The 21,748-nt window shown below is 37.3% G+C and carries 23 protein-coding genes; 19 read left to right on the forward strand and 4 right to left on the reverse strand.

Annotated elements, in window-relative coordinates:
- Positions 1 to 3: 3 nt before the first annotated feature.
- The 3 genes from ESZ36_RS20815 (at position 4) to ESZ36_RS20825 (ending at position 5,999) form a co-directional block, all read left to right on the forward strand.
- Positions 4 to 3,039 carry a TonB-dependent receptor domain-containing protein gene (locus ESZ36_RS20815; RefSeq protein ID WP_246129189.1) on the forward strand — a complete coding sequence of 1,012 codons (3,036 nt, stop codon included), beginning with the start codon at positions 4 to 6 and terminating at the stop codon, positions 3,037 to 3,039.
- A 90-nt stretch (positions 3,040 to 3,129) separates the two neighbouring features.
- Positions 3,130 to 4,419 carry a M14 family metallopeptidase gene (locus ESZ36_RS20820; RefSeq protein WP_146791446.1) on the forward strand — a complete coding sequence of 430 codons (1,290 nt, stop codon included), beginning with the start codon at positions 3,130 to 3,132 and terminating at the stop codon, positions 4,417 to 4,419.
- Between the two features lie 8 nt (positions 4,420 to 4,427).
- A complete protein-coding gene (locus ESZ36_RS20825) occupies positions 4,428 to 5,999 on the forward strand; it encodes an N-acyl-D-amino-acid deacylase family protein (protein WP_146791448.1) in 1,572 nt (523 codons plus the stop codon).
- 314 nt (positions 6,000 to 6,313) lie between these two features.
- Here the strand turns inward: ESZ36_RS20825 and ESZ36_RS20830 are convergent, their stop codons facing one another.
- Positions 6,314 to 7,204 carry a LysR family transcriptional regulator gene (locus ESZ36_RS20830; protein WP_146791449.1) on the reverse strand — a complete coding sequence of 297 codons (891 nt, stop codon included), beginning with the start codon at positions 7,202 to 7,204 and terminating at the stop codon, positions 6,314 to 6,316.
- 110 nt (positions 7,205 to 7,314) lie between these two features.
- Here ESZ36_RS20830 and ESZ36_RS20835 point away from each other — a divergent pair, with 110 nt between their 5' ends.
- From ESZ36_RS20835 to ESZ36_RS20845, 3 genes are read left to right on the forward strand one after another with little or no spacing between them, the layout of a single operon-like run.
- On the forward strand, positions 7,315 to 7,626 hold the full coding sequence (locus ESZ36_RS20835) for a putative quinol monooxygenase (protein ID WP_146791451.1): 312 nt from the start codon (positions 7,315 to 7,317) through the stop codon (positions 7,624 to 7,626).
- The gene (locus ESZ36_RS20840; RefSeq protein WP_146791453.1) at positions 7,623 to 7,865 is read left to right on the forward strand and encodes a DUF2798 domain-containing protein; all 243 of its coding nucleotides are present in this window, start codon (positions 7,623 to 7,625) and stop codon (positions 7,863 to 7,865) included. Before ESZ36_RS20835 ends, ESZ36_RS20840 begins: the two co-directional genes overlap by 4 nt.
- A 2-nt stretch (positions 7,866 to 7,867) precedes the next feature.
- Positions 7,868 to 8,242, forward strand: coding sequence for a RidA family protein (locus ESZ36_RS20845; RefSeq protein WP_211357832.1), 375 nt, complete (start codon positions 7,868 to 7,870; stop codon positions 8,240 to 8,242).
- 508 nt (positions 8,243 to 8,750) lie between these two features.
- Here ESZ36_RS20845 and ESZ36_RS20850 read toward each other — a convergent pair.
- Complete coding sequence (locus tag ESZ36_RS20850; protein ID WP_146791457.1) at positions 8,751 to 8,954, reverse strand: hypothetical protein; 204 nt, start codon at positions 8,952 to 8,954, stop codon at positions 8,751 to 8,753.
- Between the two features lie 551 nt (positions 8,955 to 9,505).
- Here ESZ36_RS20850 and ESZ36_RS20855 point away from each other — a divergent pair.
- The 5 genes from ESZ36_RS20855 (at position 9,506) to ESZ36_RS20875 (ending at position 15,451) form a co-directional block, all read left to right on the forward strand.
- Positions 9,506 to 11,644 carry a CapA family protein gene (locus tag ESZ36_RS20855; protein WP_146791459.1) on the forward strand — a complete coding sequence of 713 codons (2,139 nt, stop codon included), beginning with the start codon at positions 9,506 to 9,508 and terminating at the stop codon, positions 11,642 to 11,644.
- 175 nt (positions 11,645 to 11,819) lie between these two features.
- Positions 11,820 to 12,641 carry a M90 family metallopeptidase gene (locus ESZ36_RS20860; protein WP_170235911.1) on the forward strand — a complete coding sequence of 274 codons (822 nt, stop codon included), beginning with the start codon at positions 11,820 to 11,822 and terminating at the stop codon, positions 12,639 to 12,641.
- Positions 12,642 to 12,796: 155 nt separating this feature from the next.
- Positions 12,797 to 13,192, forward strand: a complete 396-nt coding sequence (locus tag ESZ36_RS20865) for an STAS/SEC14 domain-containing protein (RefSeq protein ID WP_146791463.1) — start codon at positions 12,797 to 12,799, stop codon at positions 13,190 to 13,192.
- Positions 13,193 to 13,793: 601 nt separating this feature from the next.
- Complete coding sequence (locus ESZ36_RS20870; protein ID WP_011043491.1) at positions 13,794 to 14,207, forward strand: LexA family protein; 414 nt, start codon at positions 13,794 to 13,796, stop codon at positions 14,205 to 14,207.
- Positions 14,195 to 15,451: a Y-family DNA polymerase gene (locus ESZ36_RS20875; RefSeq protein ID WP_146791465.1), complete on the forward strand. Its 1,257-nt coding sequence runs from the start codon at positions 14,195 to 14,197 to the stop codon at positions 15,449 to 15,451. The genes ESZ36_RS20870 and ESZ36_RS20875 overlap by 13 nt, the downstream gene beginning before the upstream one ends.
- An 80-nt stretch (positions 15,452 to 15,531) precedes the next feature.
- On the opposite strand, the gene ESZ36_RS20880 is transcribed toward ESZ36_RS20875, so the two are convergent.
- Positions 15,532 to 16,008, reverse strand: a complete 477-nt coding sequence (locus tag ESZ36_RS20880) for an aminoacyl-tRNA deacylase (protein ID WP_146791466.1) — start codon at positions 16,006 to 16,008, stop codon at positions 15,532 to 15,534.
- 331 nt (positions 16,009 to 16,339) lie between these two features.
- On the opposite strand from ESZ36_RS20880, the gene ESZ36_RS20885 reads away from it, so the two are divergent.
- From ESZ36_RS20885 to ESZ36_RS20920, 8 genes are all read left to right on the forward strand, one after another.
- Positions 16,340 to 16,726 carry a hypothetical protein gene (locus tag ESZ36_RS20885; RefSeq protein ID WP_170235909.1) on the forward strand — a complete coding sequence of 129 codons (387 nt, stop codon included), beginning with the start codon at positions 16,340 to 16,342 and terminating at the stop codon, positions 16,724 to 16,726.
- A gap of 199 nt (positions 16,727 to 16,925) precedes the next feature.
- The gene (locus ESZ36_RS20890) at positions 16,926 to 17,132 is read left to right on the forward strand and encodes a hypothetical protein (protein ID WP_146791470.1); all 207 of its coding nucleotides are present in this window, start codon (positions 16,926 to 16,928) and stop codon (positions 17,130 to 17,132) included.
- A gap of 265 nt (positions 17,133 to 17,397) precedes the next feature.
- Positions 17,398 to 17,940: a GTP cyclohydrolase I FolE gene (gene folE, locus ESZ36_RS20895; RefSeq protein ID WP_146791472.1), complete on the forward strand. Its 543-nt coding sequence runs from the start codon at positions 17,398 to 17,400 to the stop codon at positions 17,938 to 17,940.
- Entirely contained in the window at positions 17,940 to 18,716 is a 777-nt protein-coding gene (locus ESZ36_RS20900) for an SDR family NAD(P)-dependent oxidoreductase (RefSeq protein WP_146791474.1), read from the forward strand. Before folE ends, ESZ36_RS20900 begins: the two co-directional genes overlap by 1 nt.
- Positions 18,689 to 19,039, forward strand: coding sequence for a dihydroneopterin aldolase (locus ESZ36_RS20905; RefSeq protein WP_146791476.1), 351 nt, complete (start codon positions 18,689 to 18,691; stop codon positions 19,037 to 19,039). Before ESZ36_RS20900 ends, ESZ36_RS20905 begins: the two co-directional genes overlap by 28 nt.
- A complete protein-coding gene (gene folK, locus ESZ36_RS20910) occupies positions 19,039 to 19,431 on the forward strand; it encodes a 2-amino-4-hydroxy-6-hydroxymethyldihydropteridine diphosphokinase (protein ID WP_146791478.1) in 393 nt (130 codons plus the stop codon). Before ESZ36_RS20905 ends, folK begins: the two co-directional genes overlap by 1 nt.
- 476 nt (positions 19,432 to 19,907) lie before the next feature.
- A complete protein-coding gene (locus ESZ36_RS20915; protein ID WP_146791480.1) occupies positions 19,908 to 20,198 on the forward strand; it encodes a DUF3817 domain-containing protein in 291 nt (96 codons plus the stop codon).
- 42 nt (positions 20,199 to 20,240) lie between these two features.
- Positions 20,241 to 20,747, forward strand: a complete 507-nt coding sequence (locus tag ESZ36_RS20920) for a regulatory protein RecX (protein WP_146791482.1) — start codon at positions 20,241 to 20,243, stop codon at positions 20,745 to 20,747.
- 12 nt (positions 20,748 to 20,759) lie between these two features.
- Here ESZ36_RS20920 and ESZ36_RS20925 read toward each other — a convergent pair whose 3' ends face one another.
- On the reverse strand, positions 20,760 to 21,464 hold the full coding sequence (locus ESZ36_RS20925) for a tRNA (adenine(22)-N(1))-methyltransferase (protein ID WP_246129190.1): 705 nt from the start codon (positions 21,462 to 21,464) through the stop codon (positions 20,760 to 20,762).
- Between the last annotated feature and the right edge of the window lie 284 nt (positions 21,465 to 21,748).

Consider the following 21,748-nt stretch of genomic DNA (forward strand, 5'->3'; position numbering starts at 1 on the left):
GTCATGAAAGATAGATCAATGCTTAAGTCTAAACTATCACATTTGAGTTTATGTGTGCTAACAGCACTTACTTCTCAAGTTGTCTTTGCTGCAGAGAAAGCAGAAGTGAAAGAGGAAGAAATTGAAAGAATTTCTATCGTAGGTTCAAATATCAAGGGTAGCACTATGACAAGTGTTTTACCTGTTACCGAGCTTGATGCTGAAGACATCGCTGCAACTGGCGCTTTAGATGGAGATGAACTTTTACGTTCTATTCCTCAAATAGGTGCTGTTGGCTTTACAGGCACTCGAGGTGGTAATACCGGAACGAATGCCGCACGTGGTGATGTTGGCTCAGTTAACTTACGTAGCATAGGTGAAGGTAATACCTTAGTTTTACTTAATGGTCGCCGTATGGTTAATCACCCGATTACTCAAACAAACTTTGGCGTACCGGTAACCTCGGTTAACTCTAATACCTTACCTATTTCAGGACTTGCGCGTGTTGAAGTTTTACGTGATGGTGCTGGCGCACTGTATGGCTCTGATGCTGTTGCGGGCGTAGTGAACTACGTGACCAAAGAAGATTTTGAAGGTGGCAATTTTAAAGTGCGTTATGGCGCAGAGCAAGGCACCGATCGTAATGATTTCACCTTATCTGGTAACAAAGGTTTTGAATTCAATAATAGCCAAACATTTTTCATGATTAGTGCAAACTACGCCAAGAAAACGGGTTTACAAGCGTCAGAAAATGGTTTCTCTAGTAATCAAGATTTACGCTCAAGAGCACCTGAAGAATTTGCCGGCGATACCGATTTTGATAACCGTTCTACATTAGAGCCTCATGCAGATCTACATTATATAGGTTTACCGAGCAAAATTGATGATTACATCGTTCGCCCAGTGTCATATATTAATAATGCGGGTGAACAACAATCCGCTGGCAGTTGTGGTGGTGGAGCTTTAGCTTCCGGTGGCGGAGTTATGGGTGATGTATGTCTTGATGCCGCAGGTAGTCACGATAGAGCATTACGTCCTAACCGTAATGAAGAACGTACCTTAGTACCTGATATTGATCGATTAAATCTTTTTACTAACTTAAGTCATGAATTTAATAATGGTGTAGAATTTTATAACGAGTCTACTTATTACCGTTCTAAAACTAAGCGTCAATGGGAACAATCAGCCATATTAAGTAATGGTACTTTTGATGTACCAGCACACAGTTATTACAATCCATTTGGTCCTGTAAACTTTGCCGATGGCCGTGTTAATCCTAATCGTATTGCTGGTTTAGACCCTGCGGTAGTACCCGTTGAAGGTCTTGCTTATAATTTACGTATTCGCCCAACTGATGTTGGTCCACGTCAAGTTGAAGTTGAAAGTACTAGTTACCGTTTCTTAAATGGTTTTCGTGGTACCTACGACGATTGGGATTGGGATACGGGTGTATTATATAGTGAAGCAAAAACTGACGATAACATGAGTAATCGTATTAGTTCTCCTTTATTACTAGCACAGTTAAGTTTAGATACTGCTGACGCTTACAACCCTTTTACAGGTGTTAATCCAGATAACCCAGCGAGCATCATAGATTCAACGCCTAACCCACAATCTAGTATTAATCCGTTTTTAACTACCGCTCAACGTAGTGCAAAAACATCATTAACAATGCTAGATTTCAAAGCTTCAAATCCATTTATGTTTGAATTACCTGGCGGTGAGGCCGGTCTAGCTTTCGGTTTAGAATATCGTAAAGAAACGTTAGATGAAGACAATAGTTCAAACTTTGATGGATCAGAACCTTTTGTTGAAGGTAATGCTGATCCGGTTAACCTAAGTAGTTTACAAGGTAGTAGTGTTCGCCTAGATGTTTCTGGTGAGCGTGAAGTTTATTCTGCTTATGTAGAGCTTGCTTTACCATTACTCGCAGATCTTCCTGCTATTCATAGTTTAGATGTGCAATTAGCCGCACGTTATGAAGACTTTAGCGATATAGGTAATATAACTCGACCTAAAATGGCCGTGTCATGGTTCCCCGTTGAAATGCTTCAATTTAGAGGTGCCGTATCTAAAGGCTTTAGAGCGCCAAACCTCATTCAGCTAAATTCACCAGGCGCTACATTGACTACAGGTGTAGATGATTATGCTGAAAATTCCTTGGATGCCAATGGAAACGTTGTTGTTAATTCTGATACTTTAGCAGATGGCGGCTCTGGTAATGGTAACTACAATCTATCAACATCAGGTAACAAAGATTTAGAGGCTGAAGAAAGTGAAAATATAAGTGTAGGTTTAACATTACAAGTTATGGATAACTTAACCTTTACTTATGATTGGTGGGAAATTGAGACAACAGGTACTGTTGGTGTTCTTTCTGATGAGAATATTTCACGTTTAGACTTGATTGCAAGAGGAGAAGGTTCATCAAATCCTGACGTTATTCGAGGCCCTATTGACGCGGATAATCCATTAGGAGAAATTGTTCAAATTAATCGCCGCTATGAAAACCTAAACACTCGTACAATTACTGGTTACGATATTGCTATCAATTATGATTTGAATACTTCAGTGGGTGATTTTGGCCTATCATTAAATGGTGCTAGAACATTAAAATTTGACCAAGAAGCTGGCGGTGATGCGTCGTTAATTGTCGATGCGGGTGCTGATCCTGAAGTATTAGGTACTGCAGTGGGTGATATCGTTGGAACAAACAGTATTCCAGAATGGCAAGCAACAGCATCATTAAAATGGAAATCAAATGATGCGCTATGGGGCGCAGGTTTATTTGTTAAATACGTTGGTGAAGTTGACAATACCAGTGTATCCAAAACCGTTGATAGCGTAACAACATTCTATACCTCCAAAGCGCAAACTCGAGCAAATACTTACGTAACTCGTAATGACTTCATGGGATACGAAGGTGTGAGTCTAAGTTTTGGTATTAATAATGTCTTTGATCAAGAACCACCATTGGCTGATACTACCTTTGGTTATGACGGTTCATTACATTCAAGCCGTGGAAGATACTTCTATACCAGTGCTAATTTCAGTTTTTAATGATTAATTAGTAACAAACCATATGGCTTGGCTAACTCAAAGTAGTCAGGCCATATTTTCTTTCTCATGCAAGTTTATAAAGAACCAATTATGAAAAATGCACTTAACTCATCAACTTTGCTTTTACCGTTATTATTAGTAGTATTTTCCTGTTCAGCACCTCAAAAAAATATTGAAAACACAGCACCAATTCTCTCTGAAGACACGAAAACCGATACTTCAGCAAACGTTTATCGTCCTGTAAAAGAACAATTTAAACCTGAAGTAAATAAAGTTTCAAACGTTAATAGTCAGTCCTGTAGCGACGGTAAGGTAAAGCTGACCAGTGATTTTGCTGCAGGGCGTATGGATGAATGTAAAAGAACAGGTGAAAATGAATATTCAATAATATTAGTGCCAGAAAACACGCCTATCAACTCAAGCCCTTGGTATGCTTTTAAAATACAGGCTGAGCAAGTTACGGATATCACTATTACCATGAAGGTACGTGGCGATAAGCATCGTTACCCCCCTAAAATTAGTCGTGATGGTAAGTCGTGGCAGCTACAAAGTTACCAACAAAAAGGTGAGCGCTTAATCATGAAAGTGAAAGCATCTCCCCAACCAGTGACTATTGCCGCACAAGAAATTATAAATAATCAATATTATGTTAATTGGGCAGAAGAACTTATCGAAGAGAGCGCTTTCACCCAAAGCATTTTAGGAGCATCTACTCAAGGTCGTCCTATCTACAAAATCGAAAGTCGAGGTGAAAATACTAATGAGTGGGTCGTTATTCTAGGACGACAACATCCACCAGAGGTTACCGGTGCTCTGGCTTTATTTCCGTTTGTCGAGACACTATTATCAAATAGCGAACTTAGTAAGTACTTTCTTAGAAAATATAATGTGCTAGTTATTCCTAATATAAATCCAGATGGAGTACATGCTGGTAATTGGCGTAGTAATGCTAATGGTAAGGATTTAAATCGTGATTGGAATGATTTTTCACAGATCGAAACTCGATTAATAAATGACTATTTGCAGGGCTTAGTAGCACAAGGGCAAAAAATTAAGTTTGCTGTTGATTTTCACTCCACTAAAAATGATATTTTTTATACTATGCCAGTAGACTATGGCGTTGAAAGCTCATACTTTGTTAGGCATTGGTTAGGTGAACTCGATAGACAAATGCCAAACTTCAATGTGGTTTTAAGACCAGGGAATAATCCAAACTTAGGTGTATCAAAGCAGTATTTTTCTGATCAGTTTGGCGTTCATGCCATTACCTATGAAATGGGTGATAATACCGATCGTACTAAAATAAAAAGTATTGCATATAAATCAGCTAACATATTGATGATTAACATGTTATCAGATGTTGACCATGAAAAAGAATAGGAAAGACTATGAATGTCCTTAACAAAACAGCAATCAGCTTAGCGATCAGTATGGTATTTTTGAGTGCCTGCTCGACTGAAGAACAAAAGCTTACCGATAATAACGTTGATTTATTGATCACCAATGGCACTGTTTACACCGGAGAAAATGGTCAAGCTCAGCAACTCGATGTAGCGATTTGTCAGCAAATTATTTGTGGTTTATATCCCCGTGGTGAGCACAGTATTGAGGCCAAAAAGGTAATTGATGCTAAAGATAAAATTGTTAGCCCTGGTTTCATTGACCCACACACTCACTCTTTAGCAGAGCTGCTCAGTAAAGATAAAAACCATAACTTAAATTACTTAACTCAAGGTGTAACTACCGTGGTCAATGGTAATGATGGTGGTGGTCCAGTTGATATAACAGCGATGGCTAAAAAGCTAAAAACTAATGGTATTGGCACTAACACTGCATTATTAGTGGGTCATGGCAGTTTAAGAGAACAAGTCATGGGCAGAGCAGAGCGTTTTGCCACGCCTGAAGAACTCAGTGAAATGTCGGCGCTATTAACAACAGCGATGGAAGCCGGCGGCATTGGTTTATCAACGGGGTTATATTACGTGCCAGGTAGTTATGCTAATACAGATGAAGTCATCACCTTAGCTAAAATTTCTAGTCACTTTGGCGGAATTTATGATACTCATTTACGTGATGAAAGTACCTTTAATATAGGCTTTAATGCCGCCTTAGACGAAGCCATTAATATTGCTGATAAAGCGGATATACATTTGCACTTAGCACATATAAAGGCATTAGGCGTTGATGTTTGGGGGCAAAGTAAGCAAGCAATTGACACTATTACTCAAGCACAACAAAAGGGTACCTCAATATCTGCTGACCAATATCCTTGGTTAGCATCAGGTACTAAGCTACGTAGTGCGGTAATTCCTAAATGGGTAATGGCTGATTCAAAAAATGCTTTTCATCAACGTCTACATCAAACTGATTTATCAGCAAAATTAGCGGAAGAAATTACTGAGAATATTCGCCGAAGAGGTGGTCCAGATTCGCTTTATATTACTGAGTTTAATGATTCAAGCTTAGTAAGTTTGAATTTACTGCAGGTTTCAGAGTTGAAAGGTTTATCTGTCGTTGATACCGCTATTTGGATGGTACTACAAGGTGATGTTAGAGTAGCGTCTTTTAATATGTCCCCTGAGGATGTTGAACGTTTTATGGTACAACCTTGGGTGGTCACTTCATCTGATGGCACAAACGGTCACCCCAGAAAATATGCAAGTTTCCCGCAGAAATATCAAAAATATGTAGTCGATAAAAAATTGCTCACTATTGCTGAGTTTATCAATCGAAGTTCTTCCCAAACAGCCAAACTCCTTGGTCTTAATGAACGAGGTCTTTTAAAAGTAGGCTATAAGGCCGACGTTATTGTTTTTGATCAACAAGGTTTTGCGCCTAAGGCAAACTTTAGCCAGTGGAATAATTACTCGGTAGGAGTAGAGCAGGTTATTGTCAACGGCACACTGGTGATAGAAAACGAAAAGTTTAGCGGAATCTTAGCCGGAAAGTTTATTCAATAAGTATGGTGTGGTTAAACTAATTACTCAGAGTAATAGTTGATGCTTCTCTTATTGATGGTTTTTATTTTAAATAGACCGTCATTTTTTATATAATGATAGCTTGTTGGTAACGCGGCAGTAATTCGGCATTGCCAATGGAAAATAGAAAAACCATATATAACCTTAAGTAAATATCAAAGTAAGCCAAAATAACGCTATAGTCATACTTAACAATGCCTATAGCGATGTTTTCAACCAACCTATCTCGTTTTTATCAACTCATTAGTACTGAACTATAGACATAACTTCTACGCTCATTCCTTCAAGTGAAATGTTTAATCTAGTATCATAGTATTTTCAAAATACTCCTGCATGTAAACTTTTAAGCATTTAGCTCTAGCACTTAACAGTTTACCACTGGGCCATACAGTATAAAGATCTCGATTTGGCCCCTGCCAAGCTTGTAATACTCGTACTAATACTCTCGACTTTATTAAATGACTGACCTCGCTCATTGGTAAAAGTGAAATACCCAGATCGTCACATACCAGCTGAGTTACCATGTTTACATCGTTTACTAAGGTCGAAAATCGAGGGCGAAGTTCCTGTTTTTTACTAGCCATTACATTCGACATGCTCCAACTTAGTAACGTATTTGTTCCTATTAAACGATGCAGTTCAAGTTCCTCAAGGCTTTTTGGCTCTCCTTGAATGGCTAAATATTCTGAAGTTGCAACTAAGACAGTTTGCAACGAGCCTAAACGTTTTTGATAAAGCATTGAGGATTCTTGCGGACCAATCCGCAGTGCGATATCAGCCCCAGATGACAGCATGCTGTCCACACTATTACTTAGCATCAATTCAAGCTTAATATCAGGATAAGTTTTAATAAAACCTGACCACATCGGCTGCAGCAAACCTGTAGAGATATTAGTCGGCGCTAATACTTTTAAAGAACCCGCTAATATATTTAATTCACCACTAAGCTGTTGCCGAGTTTGTTCAAACTGCTCGACTAAACCTGCATAAGACTGATAGAAAGACTCTCCCTCCTGAGTTAGTCCAAATTGGCGCGCAGAACGGTGAATCAACTGGTGGCCAATAGACGTTTCTAAACGCTGTAAACGCCGTGTTACCGTAGCCGCAGGTAAGTCTAGCTTCTTAGCAGCTGACGCTAATCCTTGTTTCTGTACTATGTGTACAAATAGAACTATATCATCGAACATGATTTCATATTTGGAATTAATGATTGATAAATACAGTATATATTTCATATTCGTAAGTGTATATCTTTAGATTCCCTCAAATATATAACAAAGACACAACAGAGATAACCATGACAACACCTAAAGCCTTACCTCAGAAGAAACTATGGATCAGCGCTGGTCTAAAGGTTTCAGCCGATATCTCAGCAGAAAAAGCCAAAGAAGAACTGCAAACATTGCAACAACAAACAGTCAAAGAGAAAGGCTGTATTTTCTTTGAGGTATTACAGCATAACGAAGACCCTGATTTATTTATCCTTTGGGAAGAATGGATCAACGAAGACGCCTTAAAAGAACATTTCAACCAACCCCATACGAAAGCTTATTTAGCCCAAGCATTGACAGAAGTTCGTTACATAGAAAAACTAGAGAAGTTTTCATGATTCATCGTATTTTATTCTCACTAATAATGTCATTACAGCTGTCATTTCTAATGACAGCTTGGGTCACTTGGATAAATCTAGGCTGGTCTACTGAATTTTATCAGCAATGGCTCCATAGCTTTATTTTAGCTTGGCCCGCAGCCGCATTGATTTCATTATTCAGTGCACCAGAAATCCACAAACTTGCGACTGTCTTGAGTAATAGAGCTAAATCGAAAGCAGAGCTAAAATTAAAATAATCATGAGCATACAACGAAAAAACTACAATAAGTTGGGTGAAGTACTTGGCCCATATACCCAAAGTGTTATTCACAGCAATACCTTGTACACATCTGGACTCACGGCATTTGGTAGTTCAGCGCAAATGGCAGGAATAGAAGTACAAACACGGACTATTTTTTCTCAGCTAAATCATATCTGTCAGGCGCACAATGTTACGATGAAAAATCTGATCAAAGTAACAATATTTGTCAGTGATTTTAGTGATATGGATTTGTTAAGATCAACTCTATTTGATTTATATGGACATGACATTCCCGCGAGTTCTTTAATTAAAGTTGATGCTCTTTTTTCTAAAGATTTTAAAATAGAAATTGAAGCCATCATTGGCCTATAGTAGAAAATTAATGGCCTAAAGAATTAATATCAAGATTGCAGGTTAATCATCATCACAGGTAGGAGGTTTACATGAAACGACTGGTATTGGAGGCCTATTTTTTAAGGCAAAAGATGTACCCCTGATTCATCTTTGATACAAATGTCACCTAGGCAGCCATTTCAGGAATGGGCCGATTCAACCATCTGCTCGGTTAGTTCGGAACAAGATTGAGTTATGGTAACCGCCTATTGTTCCTGCCAACTAAAATAGCTGGGCATAACAAATCACAAATAAGCGTTGTTTTTTTTCGTGCTGGTTTTAGGTCGAGCAGCTCATAATCAGCAAGTGACAAAAATATACCTTTGTTATTGTTAAGACGATAACGACAAATTCTTATTGAAAGAGCTATCAAACAAAAACTCTTTATTTAAATGAGTCTTAAGCATTACTAACATAAAAAACACCTGGTATTAACAACTAAGGTAATTGTTTTCACAAAGCACTATTTATCCGAAAAGCTATTATCTTAGTTATAACCTAATACATAGCTATAGTTCGCTTCATCGGCTAAATCGAAGTATCTTATTAGCGGCGCATCTGTTTGCATCATTTTATTCTCAGTGGTGTAACTTTCATCTGCAGCACTAGACGTTGAACTAGTTACGCAACTATCTGCCGAGTTAATATTGTCTGTTGTCATTTGCGCTTGGGTATTGTCAGTATTAGCCATTATCATCACCTTTTAAAAACCGTTATTAATCACCTTGGATTACCATCATGTAATTATATTTTGAAAAAGGAAAAGACTTAAGTTTTGCTTAGCCATAAAGAGAGGTTATGACTTGATTATCCTGCAGCTAAAGCAACGCTTTCAGGCTATCTTATTAAGAGAGTCTCAAGCCATACCCTTAGGTTATACATCATCTATAGATAGGAATGAATTTATTGTTTTTGTTTGTATATACTTGATTGATAACTTATACCAATTCCAATAACTTTCTTTTCACTCAGCGAGAGTTAAAAGGCTTAGAGGCAAGGCATTGATTGTAGAGAATGGTTATTCCCTTCTCAAAATTAATAACGCAGCATATAAGCCTTTTAAACTCGCCTTTAGGAGCTTTCCAGCGATCCGATAACTGCACATAATTTCTTTCATATAGAGTAACTATATGCAAAAAAATTCTATTTGTTCTCAAACCGCTGGTAAGCTCTGAGTGGGAATAAACTTAATGGACTTGGTATTATTAATAGCCCTTTAGAGGCAACAAACTTGGAACAAATATGCGACAGTTTATAACTATAATAATTTTAATAACTGCTTTTGGTTTTCAGCTTAATGTTAATGCAAGTCAAATGGTCAACATTAAAGGCCGTTTGCTTGATGAATTTCAACTCCCTCTTAGTATGGTAAATATCACCTTAAACAATAAATCAGTTACCAGCGATAAACAGGGACGCTTCGTTATACCTAGTGTCGCTAAAGATATTTATCAGCTCAGCTTTGTTAAAAAAGGCTACTTTAAAAGTATTCAAACGTTTAGTCATTATGAACTTTTTTCTCAGAATAAAGAAAAAGCTAATACTGCTATTGCAGATCTCACTTTAGTTACCAAAAAAGCCAAACGCGTAATGTTAGCCTTTGGTGGTGATGTCATGATGGATCGCCGTTATTATAAACCTTACTTTGGAGATTCTATTTTGATTCATCCAGAAACTAGGCTCAGTGATAGTAAGGCGATTGTCGAAAACATAAAACCTTATATGAGTATCGCTGATTACGCAGCGGTTAATTTAGAAACACAAATTGCCGATAAAACACCTGGAGATCGCGCGCCTAAATCTGTTACCTTTTATTCTAGACCTGAAATACTCGACGCTTTAGTGTGGGCGGGTGTGGATTACGTCAGTTTGGGTAATAATCATACTTATGATTATTTAGAGCCAGGAATGGAGTCGACTTTAGCATTTTTACAGCAAAGTCCTCTGGGATTTTCCGGTGCAGGTATGAATGCAAAACAAGCGTTAAAAGCTCATCGCGATACCATCAACAATACTGAATTCTCTATGCTAGGTTATGTCGGCTGGGAAGGGCGTTCAGAGCCTACGCAAACAGCTAACCACAAACACGGCGGCGCTGCTTATGGTTCAATGACTAATATCATTAACTCTGTTCAACAAGAAGTGAATCAAGATAGAGTCACTATAGTGCAATATCATGGTAGTCAAGAGTACGCTAACAGCCCAACGGGTGTTACCGAACAACGATTAAAATCAGCCTTAGATAATGGCGCGGCACTGGCTATTGCCCATCATCCACATGTAACTCAAGGTCTAGAGCTGTATAACAACAAGTTAATTGCTTACTCAATGGGCAATTTTATCTTCGATCAAAATTTTAGCGCCACACAACATAGTTTTATTTTGTATGTTTGGTTAGATGAAGGGGAATTTCATCGCGCGGAGATAGTGCCTTTATACGTTAAAGGTTATAAACCAACGCCTGCTACAGGGTCTAATCGTTATACTGTGATGAAGCGTTTAACTGAACTTTCTAAGGTTAGAAATACCCTTATTACCCAATCAGGTGGTCACGGTGTAATTACCGCTAAAAGACCAACAGTGACCGTTAAATCAGTTAGCAATACACAGGTTAAAGTCAAAGCCGATATCAACACATCCGTTAAACATGAGTTAACTTTTTCAGAAGGCAGCAAGATAGCGAGTTTGTATCACCTACCATGGCATCAACAACTTAGTGAGGTATGGATAGAAGACGAAAAGGTAAAGTATCGTCTGGGTAAAAATTTAGTTAACGGCAGTAACTTTGAAAGTTTTTCAACGTTTAATAGCCCAGAACGTGGTTTGTTTTTTGATAGAAGTTTAATGAGTTTAAATAATTATGGTGTTAGTGGTAATACAAGTATTGCTTTAGCACTTAATAACCAACAGCCAACGTCCTTTGGCGTAAAAAGTTTTTGGCGTGTTTATTCTGCCAGTAGACAAGTTACCATTAAAGCCAGTTATCAGAGTAAAAAAGCCGTTAAATTACACTATTATTGGCAGGGAAGAAAAAAGAGACAAAAATTATTTGATGCCTTTGAAAATAGCCCTAAAAACTTAATTAAAACTGTTGAATTATCTGGTTCAGATACATGGCAAAACGTAGAAGTTGATTATAATTCCCCAAGAGTTGGTTATAAAAGTTATCGTGTATTGGTCGAGGCCGAATTGGTGGATGGCACCACAACCCAGTTAGATATTGACGACTTTGCTGTCATTGAATGGCATAGCGCTTTTACAGATAATCCAATACCACAGTTTTTTTCCCTTGATAGCCGACAATCAGCTTACTTGGGTTTATCTAATGTAAGTAAAACGATTAAAACCAAGCCAAGTGCGGTTGTTGTTATCACCAAGTAATAAACTTCATCTAGCGTTATATCCACGGTCAGTACCACTTAACTATAATTAAGTGGTACTGACCGTTATTTATTATTATTACGATAGAAAGCGGAAAGCGCTTGAAATAGTCTTAATTCATACCAAGATATGAGTAAGGTTCACTATTTTAATACATTGGTATCATTAAGGTTTTATTTTGATTATTCTTTTGCCCCTATTTATTGGTATGGCGATTATTGGCTACTTAATGGCAAAGCCGTATTGGCGTGAACATAAGCGCGATAAAATAAGAAGCCTGCCTTTCAAAAAACAATGGCGCAAAATAATCCAGCAACGAATGCCTTATTTTAAGCAAATGCCAACAGATTTACAGCTACAGCTTAAACAACATATTCAAGTATTTATTGCAGAAAAAGACTTCATCGGTTGCAATGGCATTAAAATAACTGAAGAAATACAAATCACTATTGCTGCTCAAGCTTGTTTGTTACTACTAAATAGAAAAACGGATTATTACCCTAAATTAAAAACGATTTTAATCTATCCAAGCGCTTTTCTTAAAGAGCAAAACCAGCGCAATGCTGATGGTGTTCAATACACAAAAAAAGTCGCTTTAGCAGGTGAGTCATGGGACTTTGGGAAAATAGTCTTATCTTGGCAAGACAGTCTGCAGGGTGCAGAATTACCCAATGATGGCCACAACGTGGTAATCCATGAGTTTGCTCATCAACTAGATCAAGAAAATGGTAAAGCTAATGGCGCCCCCATTTTAGGTAAAGACCAAAGTTATCAATGTTGGTCTACAATCTTTTCACAGCAGTTTAAAATACTACAAAGGCAAGCCGCTGCAGGTACGCCATCAATATTTGATTACTATGGTGCCACTGAGCCCGCAGAGTTTTTTGCTGTAGTGAGTGAAGTGTTTTTTGAGAAGTCTAAGCAACTATCTATAGAGCATCCTGCACTTTATCGTCAACTGACTAATTATTACAAAGTTGACCCAATTCATTGGTAAACATTTAGCATAAGTGGGTGTTGAGGACTGTTAGATGTCACTGTAAAAAGTTAAATTTATCAATATTATAAAACACATGACAACAATCCATATGTTTAGCTATACTAATATTTGTTAGGGAATAACAACATTAATAATAGGGATTAAGTTAATATATGGAAACACACCAAATATCATTTGCAAAAGTTTGTGTACTTAGTCATGACATTGCCGAAATTACGGTTGATAGCGGTGCAGACATTACCCTCAGCATGGTAAAAGAACTCCATCAGTTATTACTCTCGCTATTTAGCGAATCATTTTCATTACTTGTTAATAAAAGCAATTCCTATTCTACGCAGCTTGATGCGTTAATCCATTTTGGTACTTTGCCCGCCATAGATAAAATAGCAGTATTTGCACCAAATAAATTAGCTAAGATGAGTGCTGATTTTTCAGCGACTATTCCAAGTTCTTCCGGTTTAAATATTGAAGTATTCACTGAACGTGATGATGCACTTGTTTGGTTGATAGAAAGAAAAAGTTCCGCTGCCAGTCAGAATTATCTATGATAATTGGGGATATTTTAAGTGGCTAAGGTAAGTAATATCCTGCCGTCATATCACTAAAAATCACAACGTTTATCCTAAAACCATCAATAATATTCGTTCAAAAAACGCCTAATAAATGAATTTAAGTCATTTACTTAAAATAGTATAAAAACCAATGGTTATCACAAAAGCACCTGTTATATAAGGTTTTTATTTTTATCTATTGGTTACGCGTTACCTTTGTTGTACTTAAAATCAAGATGTAACATTAGATGAAACTATACTTAGAGTGCTGTTATGACTTGATGCTCTTTACCTCAGTTAACTCAACTAAAGATAATCAGTAAAAGCCATAACTAACACTAAAAATTAAAGCCAAGCCTTCGATAACATTCTTGTTAGTGCTGTTTAAAAGCTGCTCTAACTTCTCAAGTACGATGATTATATAAGTTCATCAGTATGGATAAGAAGAACAACCTATTACTCACTTGGGTAGTGATCAGATAACACCCAGACGAATCATTTCAAATAGCCATCGAAAATCAAATTATGACTTCAGTGCTTCATAAATTAAGTAAACCGCAATATACTGTACATAATTACAGTATAGTGCGGTTTTTATATGAAAGTTATCCCAATATATGCCGAAGCTGGTATTTCAGGCTTTGAATCTCCAGCGGCAGAATATAAAGAATTAGGTTTATCGCTTGATCAATTAATCATAAAACATCCCAATGCCACCTTCATCGGGCAGGCTTCTGGTCAATCAATGAAAGGGGTAGGGATATTTGATGGCGATATTCTCATTGTCGACAGGTCATTAACCGCTAGAAATGGTGATGTTATTGTGGCTAATTATAATGGTTGTTTCGTCTGCAAATTAATTGACAAGGTACAAGCTAGGCTATTATCGGCCTCAGCTGATTTTGCGCCTGTCTCAATTACCCCTGAAGATGAATTTTCATTAGAGGGCGTTGTTACTCGCTCTATTCGCTTACATCATAAATCTCCAGAGTTAGCGGCATGTATGCTTTAGTTGATGCGGTATCATTTTACGCAAGTGCTGAAAAAGTTTTTGACCCAAGCATACGTAATAAACCCGTTGTTGTTTTAACCAATAATGATGGTTGTATCTGCGCTGTTTGTCCGATTGCAAGACGCCTTGGTATTCCAAAATTTATACCTTACTTTCAAGTTAAGTCATTGCTTGAAAAGCATGGCGTGGTTGTTCGTTCTTCAAATTATGAGCTGTATGCGGATTTGAGCGAACGAATGATGAATGTCATCAGCCGCTTTTGTGATAACCAGTATATATACAGCATTGATGAGTCATTTTTATATTTTGACCATTATGAAAGCTGTATAAAGGATTGGCATGAATACGGACATCAAATAAGAAAAGCCATTTGGAAAGAAACTAGACTTCCAGTCGGTGTTGGTTTTGGTGAAACAGCAACACTGTCAAAAGCGGCAAACCATGCAGCTAAAAAACTCTCTGGCTTTAATGGTGTAGCCGTTATTAATAGCGCAATAAGCAGAGATGAAATACTGAACCGCATGGAGGTAGATGAGGTATGGGGTATTGGGCGTAAAATAGCGAAACGCTTAAGGCTTGAGGGCATTAATAATGCCGCTCAATTAGCAAAACAAAATGCTAAGAACATACGAAAACAATTTAGCGTAGTGACTGAAAGAACCGTGAATGAACTTAACGGTATCAGTTGTTTGTCTTGGGACGAGGTGAAATCACCCAAAAAAGAGATTTTTTCAACACGAAGTTTTGGACAGCGCATAACCACAAAGAATGAATTACGCTCAGCGTTGGTAACACACGCAGCCATTGTTGGAAGGAAAGTGAGGAGACAAAACTCACTCATTAAAAAATTAATGATATTTGCCTCTAACTCGCCACATGATGAATTATATTACAAACAAGCCATTGTTTTTCCATTTATCATAGCGACCGAGAATACCTGTGAAATGGCGCGCGCGATAAACCAAGTCATCGATTCTATATACAAAGTAGGGATAAAGTTTTACCGCTGTGGTGTAGGTGCAATCGAATTAAATAGCAAAACGTTTATACAGCCAGACTTATTTATGCCCGATCACACTAATAGTAACGTAATGAAATGTTTAGATAATGTGAATTACAGATACGGAGATAGCACATTAAAATTGGCCGCTGAAGGACATCATGAAAAGTGGAAAATGCGACGAGAGTTTTTAAGCCCTCAGTACACCAGCCAATGGCGAGATATCCCTAAAATACAGTGCTAGTGATTATGCTCACAATATTGATAGAGTGCTGTGTAACACGTATTCCCGTTGCTCTTATCTATCGACAGAAAGGAATTAGTTCAAATATGGTAGCTAAACTCTCTACGTTCCGCAGAAGTCATAAGTTCATGGAACTGCTTTCCAGTAATGCATACCAAGTGTTGGTGATCTCCAGACTCAAAATAAATTTTATCCTGCCGACCAAGACTGCTAGTGTGGTCCCAGATAGTTTGGACTGCGTAGGCAAATCCAATAGGCGGTACCGCCCCCACTTCACAGTCTGGAAACAATAGCTCTACCTCTGACTCCGAAGCTAATTCGACTTTTTGTTTCAATAGCTCACACAGTATATCCAACTCTATATAATAGTCGGATGGCAACACAACTAGCAGAAAACTCTCTTCATCCTTCAGTAGAACACCTTTAGCCAGAGCATCTCCAGGTACATGAGCCATCTCTGCTGTCTCCATGCTACTGCTACTGTGAGGATGAATAATTAGCCGGTATTCTATTTCTTGTTGTTGCAGGTAGGTCTTTAATATATTTGCTATAGCCATGGTCTTTCCAAAAAATAAGAAATATATTTTTTAGTATAGGAAGAATAATTTTTTTTGTCTCTTATATAAGCTAAGTCTTAACTGTAAGGAATATTACGGTCATCTGGGTTAGTTTGTCTGCCTAAATGCAATGGTGCAGCAGTATTGCTTTATACCTTAAAAGAAAGCTTTATTGCTTCAACGACTTATAGGTTTTAAATCTTTTCTCAACTCAATTTAATGAAAATACACCATTTAATCGATTATTTAGTGTAAGTTATCTAATATTCCGATAGATAAGCTTTTTAGTACGTCTACATAATAGACGATTGTGTTTTCAATGGGGCTGAGTATGAATCAAGTTAGAGGTTTTACGTTATCATTTGTGATAGTCATTATTTCATTTGTATTCTCCGCAGTTGCTGCAGGACTACTCGCCGATTTAGTTGGCATATGGAAAAAACCGGCTATTGGCTCTGTTGCTGCTTTTTGTGTGGTTATCGTTGGCTATGTCACAGCACCTAGCCATAAGCGAATGGCATCAGTCATTTGGTTAATTGTAGGTGCTATTTCAGCTTGGTTTTTAGCGGGTGATTCATATTACCCAGAAGATTATGAACATGCATATCAGCTTACAATAATCCCATTACTCGCAACCTATCTTAGTGGGCTACTTGATTTACTATTATGTCTAGTGTGGCATAAAAAACAAAACAAGAACGAAGGCTTGAACACGTAACCCTTGGTTTTGTTCTACTTCGTTTTATATTTTAGCTAACCGAATCCTTCGGACAGCGTTTTTTGATCATTTTTACGGCGTTATCGCCATTTTTATGTGAAATAACCACATGACAAAGGCTCTACCTTGTATAAATACCTAAAAAATCGCTGCAAAAACAATCTCGAAAGATCAACAGGCCCTAATCAGAGGATTTTAAATGGATAGTGCATCAATAATGGTTTGGAGTGTTCTTTTTGGTGGTATAGGTATTGGCTATTTCATGTACGGTAAAAAGCAAAGAGCTATTGTTCCTTTCTGTATCGGTTTATCGCTTTTTGTTTTTCCATATTTTATGTCCAGTGTAACTATGTTGCTTATTGTTGGCATTATCTTAGTGGCGATACCTTATTTTATTAAAATTTAACAAACGCTGCTATTAACATTTTGATGAATCTAAGGAGTATAAGATGAAATTAGGTGCATTTTCGATAAGTTTAGCGATAATACCTAGTCAATTACGTTTGAGGCTCAAGGTGTCGATATAATACAAAAATCTATTAGCGGTGAAAGCGGTCCTTCAAGAGTCTCTATTAAAGGTGCTGGCGGCAATGTAATCTTAATAGATCAGCATGTAATCATCTCAAACCGTCTCAAATCATAACAAATTAATATAATAAGCAGGTAACCCAGTGGAACAAAATTTTAAATCGATTATTGAACAAATAGGTGAAGATTCAAGCCGTGAAGGTTTGGTCGATACACCAAAACGCGCAGCCAAAGCAATGAAGTTTCTTACTCAAGGTTATGAGCAAGATTTAGATTCTGTTATCAACGGAGCCTTATTCAGCTCGGATTGCAATTCAATGGTAGTGGTTAACAACATTGAACTCTATTCATTGTGCGAACACCACATGTTACCTTTTACTGGTCGTTGCCACATTGGTTATATCCCAAATGGCAAGGTATTAGGATTATCTAAACTAGCTCGTATAGTAGATATGTTCGCACGTCGTTTGCAAATTCAAGAGAATTTAACGCAAGAAATTGCTAATGCAATTATGGATGTTACCGGTGCAAAAGGGGTTGGTGTTGTCATGTCTGCATCACATTTATGTATGCGTATGCGTGGTGTTGAAAAACAAAACTCTGAAATGAAAACTTCATGTATGCTCGGTTCGTTCATGAAATGCAAAGACACCCGCGCTGAGTTTTTGCAGTTGATTAGAGATTGATGAACAGTACTGCTTGGGTATTAGTGACAGGAGGAGCAAAGCGCATCGGCGCGTTCCTCAATCAAGAATTTGCCAAAAGCGGTAAGAATATTGTGCTGCATTACAATCACTCTGAAATTGCTGCAATTGCATTAAAAACGCAATTAGAAGCACACAATATCAAGGTTGTTTTATGGCAGGCAAATTTAGATGATCCAGCGACAATTGAGCAACGGTTTGAAGAATTGCTCACTGAAGTTGCTCATATTGAATTACTGATAAACAGTGCCTCAGTGTTTGGACAAGGTTCATTACTTGAATCGTCTTTAGCGCAAATTCAAAGCAATCTTAATATACATCTTACGAGCCCCTGGTTGTTAATACAGGCGTTAGTAAAACAAAACAAGCCGTGCCAAATTATTAATATTTCAGATGCCAATTTATCGCACCTTTATACCAATAAATCAGCGTATTTCATTTCAAAAAAAGCTCAAGAAACATTAACTGAATTGGCAGCTATAGAATGCGCACCCAATGTGCGAGTTAATGCGATAGCACCGGGATTTGTTTTAGAAGCGATGGATTCAACTAGTACCCCGGAAAGTAACATAGGAAGTGCTAAAGTAGCTACTCAAATAGATAGCAAGGATATTAATCTTTTACAGCGTAGAGTACCGTTAGCTGATTTATATTCAGCGATTGAGTTTTTATCAAAAAACAATTCTATTACAGGCCAAACACTACAGATAGACGGAGGGAGTCACTTACAATGTCCAGCATATATGTTGAAAAACTAGAGATCTACGCCATTCTCGGCATCACGGAAGAAGAACGCAAGAACAAGCAGAAACTCATTATTGATTATTGGATTGACGCAGACATATCCAAAGCGATGTTATCTGATGACATCGAAGATTGTGTTAATTATCGTACCATCAATAAAGAAATTTTAGAGGTAGTGCTTAATTCCAGTTATAAAACCATTGAACGGTTACTAGGCGTCCTATTAGACTTAATTATCTCGTTTGATGGTGTATTGCACGCTAAGTTGCAAGTTGCCAAGCCCGGCGCTTTACGCTACGCAAAAAATGTTTCTATTACTGCGGAACGTTCAGCTTAATGCCGTTTTATATTGTCGCTGTTTGCTCAAACATTGATGCACAAACAAATATACACCAAGCGTTTGAGCTGATTAAAAAAATAGACTCTCAGGCAAGTATGGCCAAATTACTGAGCACTGAACCTGTGGGATTTACTGAGCAGGCAGATTTTACTAATACGGCCTTTTCATTTAATTCTGCGCTTAATGCAACCGACTTAAAAGCACACTTGAAAAGCATAGAGGTTCAATTGGGGCGAATACGAACCAGCAATAAAAATGGTCCGCGTACTATTGATTTAGATATTGTTAAAATAGACAACGAAATTGTTGATGACGATTACCATCAATACGATTTTGTTAAAAAATCAGTTGATGAACTCGTTTTTAAACGTGCTATGAAAAGTAAGTAACGTCTGCAATGAAGATGCGAAACGATATCTCATACTGATGCTCAGTATTTTAATTTAAGGCACTAAGGGTAGTGAAAATCATGGTTTTGTATCACTCAAAAATTATAGTTTTCAGGTGGCTGTGTTAATAAATACAGATTATAGCCAATAAAAATAGAGTACGACTAAAATGTACTCGAATCACCTAATCGTTAATTACATTGACCTGCAGTAAATATAGTTTGTTACGCGTTACTTTTATATTGTGCATAAGCAGGGGTAATGTCCGTGTAATCAGCTATATAGTGAATCTCTTCGTATTAGCTAAACCGCTTAAAAAGATAAGGATGAAATCAAAGTAAGTATTCTTTATTTCATCTTTATCGATTGCCAGCTTTTAATAAAAGTCGCTCATTTTTAGCTTAACTATCATTATAAGTTTGACCCCATAGGGCTAGCACAGGATAATACCGCTTTTCGTTTTACAGGTAATATTAATGCTCAAGTATTTTCGTGTCATCAGCATTTTAGAAGGCTTATCTTTTTTAGCAATTTTAAGTATTTCATTTGGTTTGGTCAGTCGAGATTTTGTTTTTCAACTGGGTATGACACACGGTGTATTATTCATGCTTTACCTATTTTTATCGCTAATCGTTTCTAATAAGCAGCAATGGTCATTACTCACTTGGTTGTCTTTATTTGTTGCCTCAATTGTTCCTTTTGCTTTTATTGGCGTAGAAATATTTCTGAGTCGAACTTCTGGCTATCAAAAGCCCGCAGAAGCATAGCAGCGAATTAACGGATACTGAGCGACAGGATTCCACATTACCATGTATAAAAGAAAACAAGATGCCAAGCCACAAGTCATTTCTTATGACCGCGTAAAATCATATATGCAGTGGATGATCGAAAGATATGGTGATTACTCAGCGAAAACATTGCTACAAAAAGCAAACTTACTCTTTAAAGACGATAAACAATTCAATGAACCGGCACTCGATTATCTAATAGAGCGAGGAATTGTTGATGATCGTCGATATGCAGAGCGCTTAACGATAAGTTTTGCAGAGAAAAACATAGGTCCGAACAAAATAAAAGAGAAGCTCTATGCCAAAGGCTTTTCATCCCAAATTATCAATGATTGCGTTAGTGCGATAGAAACATCTGACGAGGATTACTTTGATAAAGCACTCACTCTAAAAATCAGAAAGTTTGGGGAAGATCCCATTGAAGATATTAAATTAAAGCAAAAAGCGTTACGCCATTTAATATCAAAAGGATTTTCCTATTCAATCGCTAATAAAGTGGTGAGTTATTCAGCTGACGAAGAGTATTAGTTCCCCGCTAAATTATAGCTTTACGGCGTGATAAGCATCAATGATGTGTTGAACGTCGTTTGTCTTACCTTGATGAAAACCTTGTTGAATACGTTGGTAATGATTAAGGGTTTTCTTCAAGTATTTATCAGCAATGTCAGATTGTAGACCTGATTGTGACTGCCAAATTTCATCGCCAACTGGATTAATATTCTTCTTTTCTGTACTTGTCGTTGAAACCAAGACTATTTCATAGAAACGTCGATTCTCTTCAATTAACACTTCGTGTTTCAAACTAAAATCTAGCGCTATTAACTTCTGACGTAATGGATATTGGTGATGAACGGGACAGAGTAAAAAATCAATATTTAAATCTTTGTGTTTCTTATATATTGCCTCAATAAACTCAATCATCAAATCACCGCCAATGCCCGCAATAATAATGAGGTGTTTGCCCTTATATTGCGCTAAAGGCAGTTTTGCTACATCAAGGCAGTGAGTTTTCCAAGTTGAACCTGAATAAAAACGGTGAAGCTTGCTTTCTAGTTCAGTCATTAGCTGGGGAACAATATCAATAAAATGAACCGTAGTGGCTTCTGGTCGCGACAATAAAGCACAACCAAGCAAGCCATGATCACAACAGCAATCCCAAATATGATCGTATTGTGCTGTCACCATTTGTTCAATTTTCTGTAATCGATTACTTAATTTAAGGTTGCTTTTTAAGCTGGGTTTCACGCTGGTATTCCAGTCAATTTTCAAGAGATATACTTAATGGATGATTAAAAACATCCGTATTGTATAGCGAAGTAACTTAACCATACAAGCAGTTCAAGTGAGACTAAAAACAATTGGCTAGACCCACTAACCCAAGAAGTTACGGCACTCAATAATGAAAAGGTTTTTTTGTGCAATCACAACTAAAGCGTTCAGTAATTAAGGTGATGAAGAGTAGGGAGGTTCTTATTGATTAATAAACACTTAAAGGAATTACTTATAGACACATTTATTTACATCAATTT

The sequence above is a fragment of the Colwellia demingiae genome (assembly GCF_007954275.1).
Classification (GTDB): domain Bacteria; phylum Pseudomonadota; class Gammaproteobacteria; order Enterobacterales; family Alteromonadaceae; genus Colwellia; species Colwellia demingiae.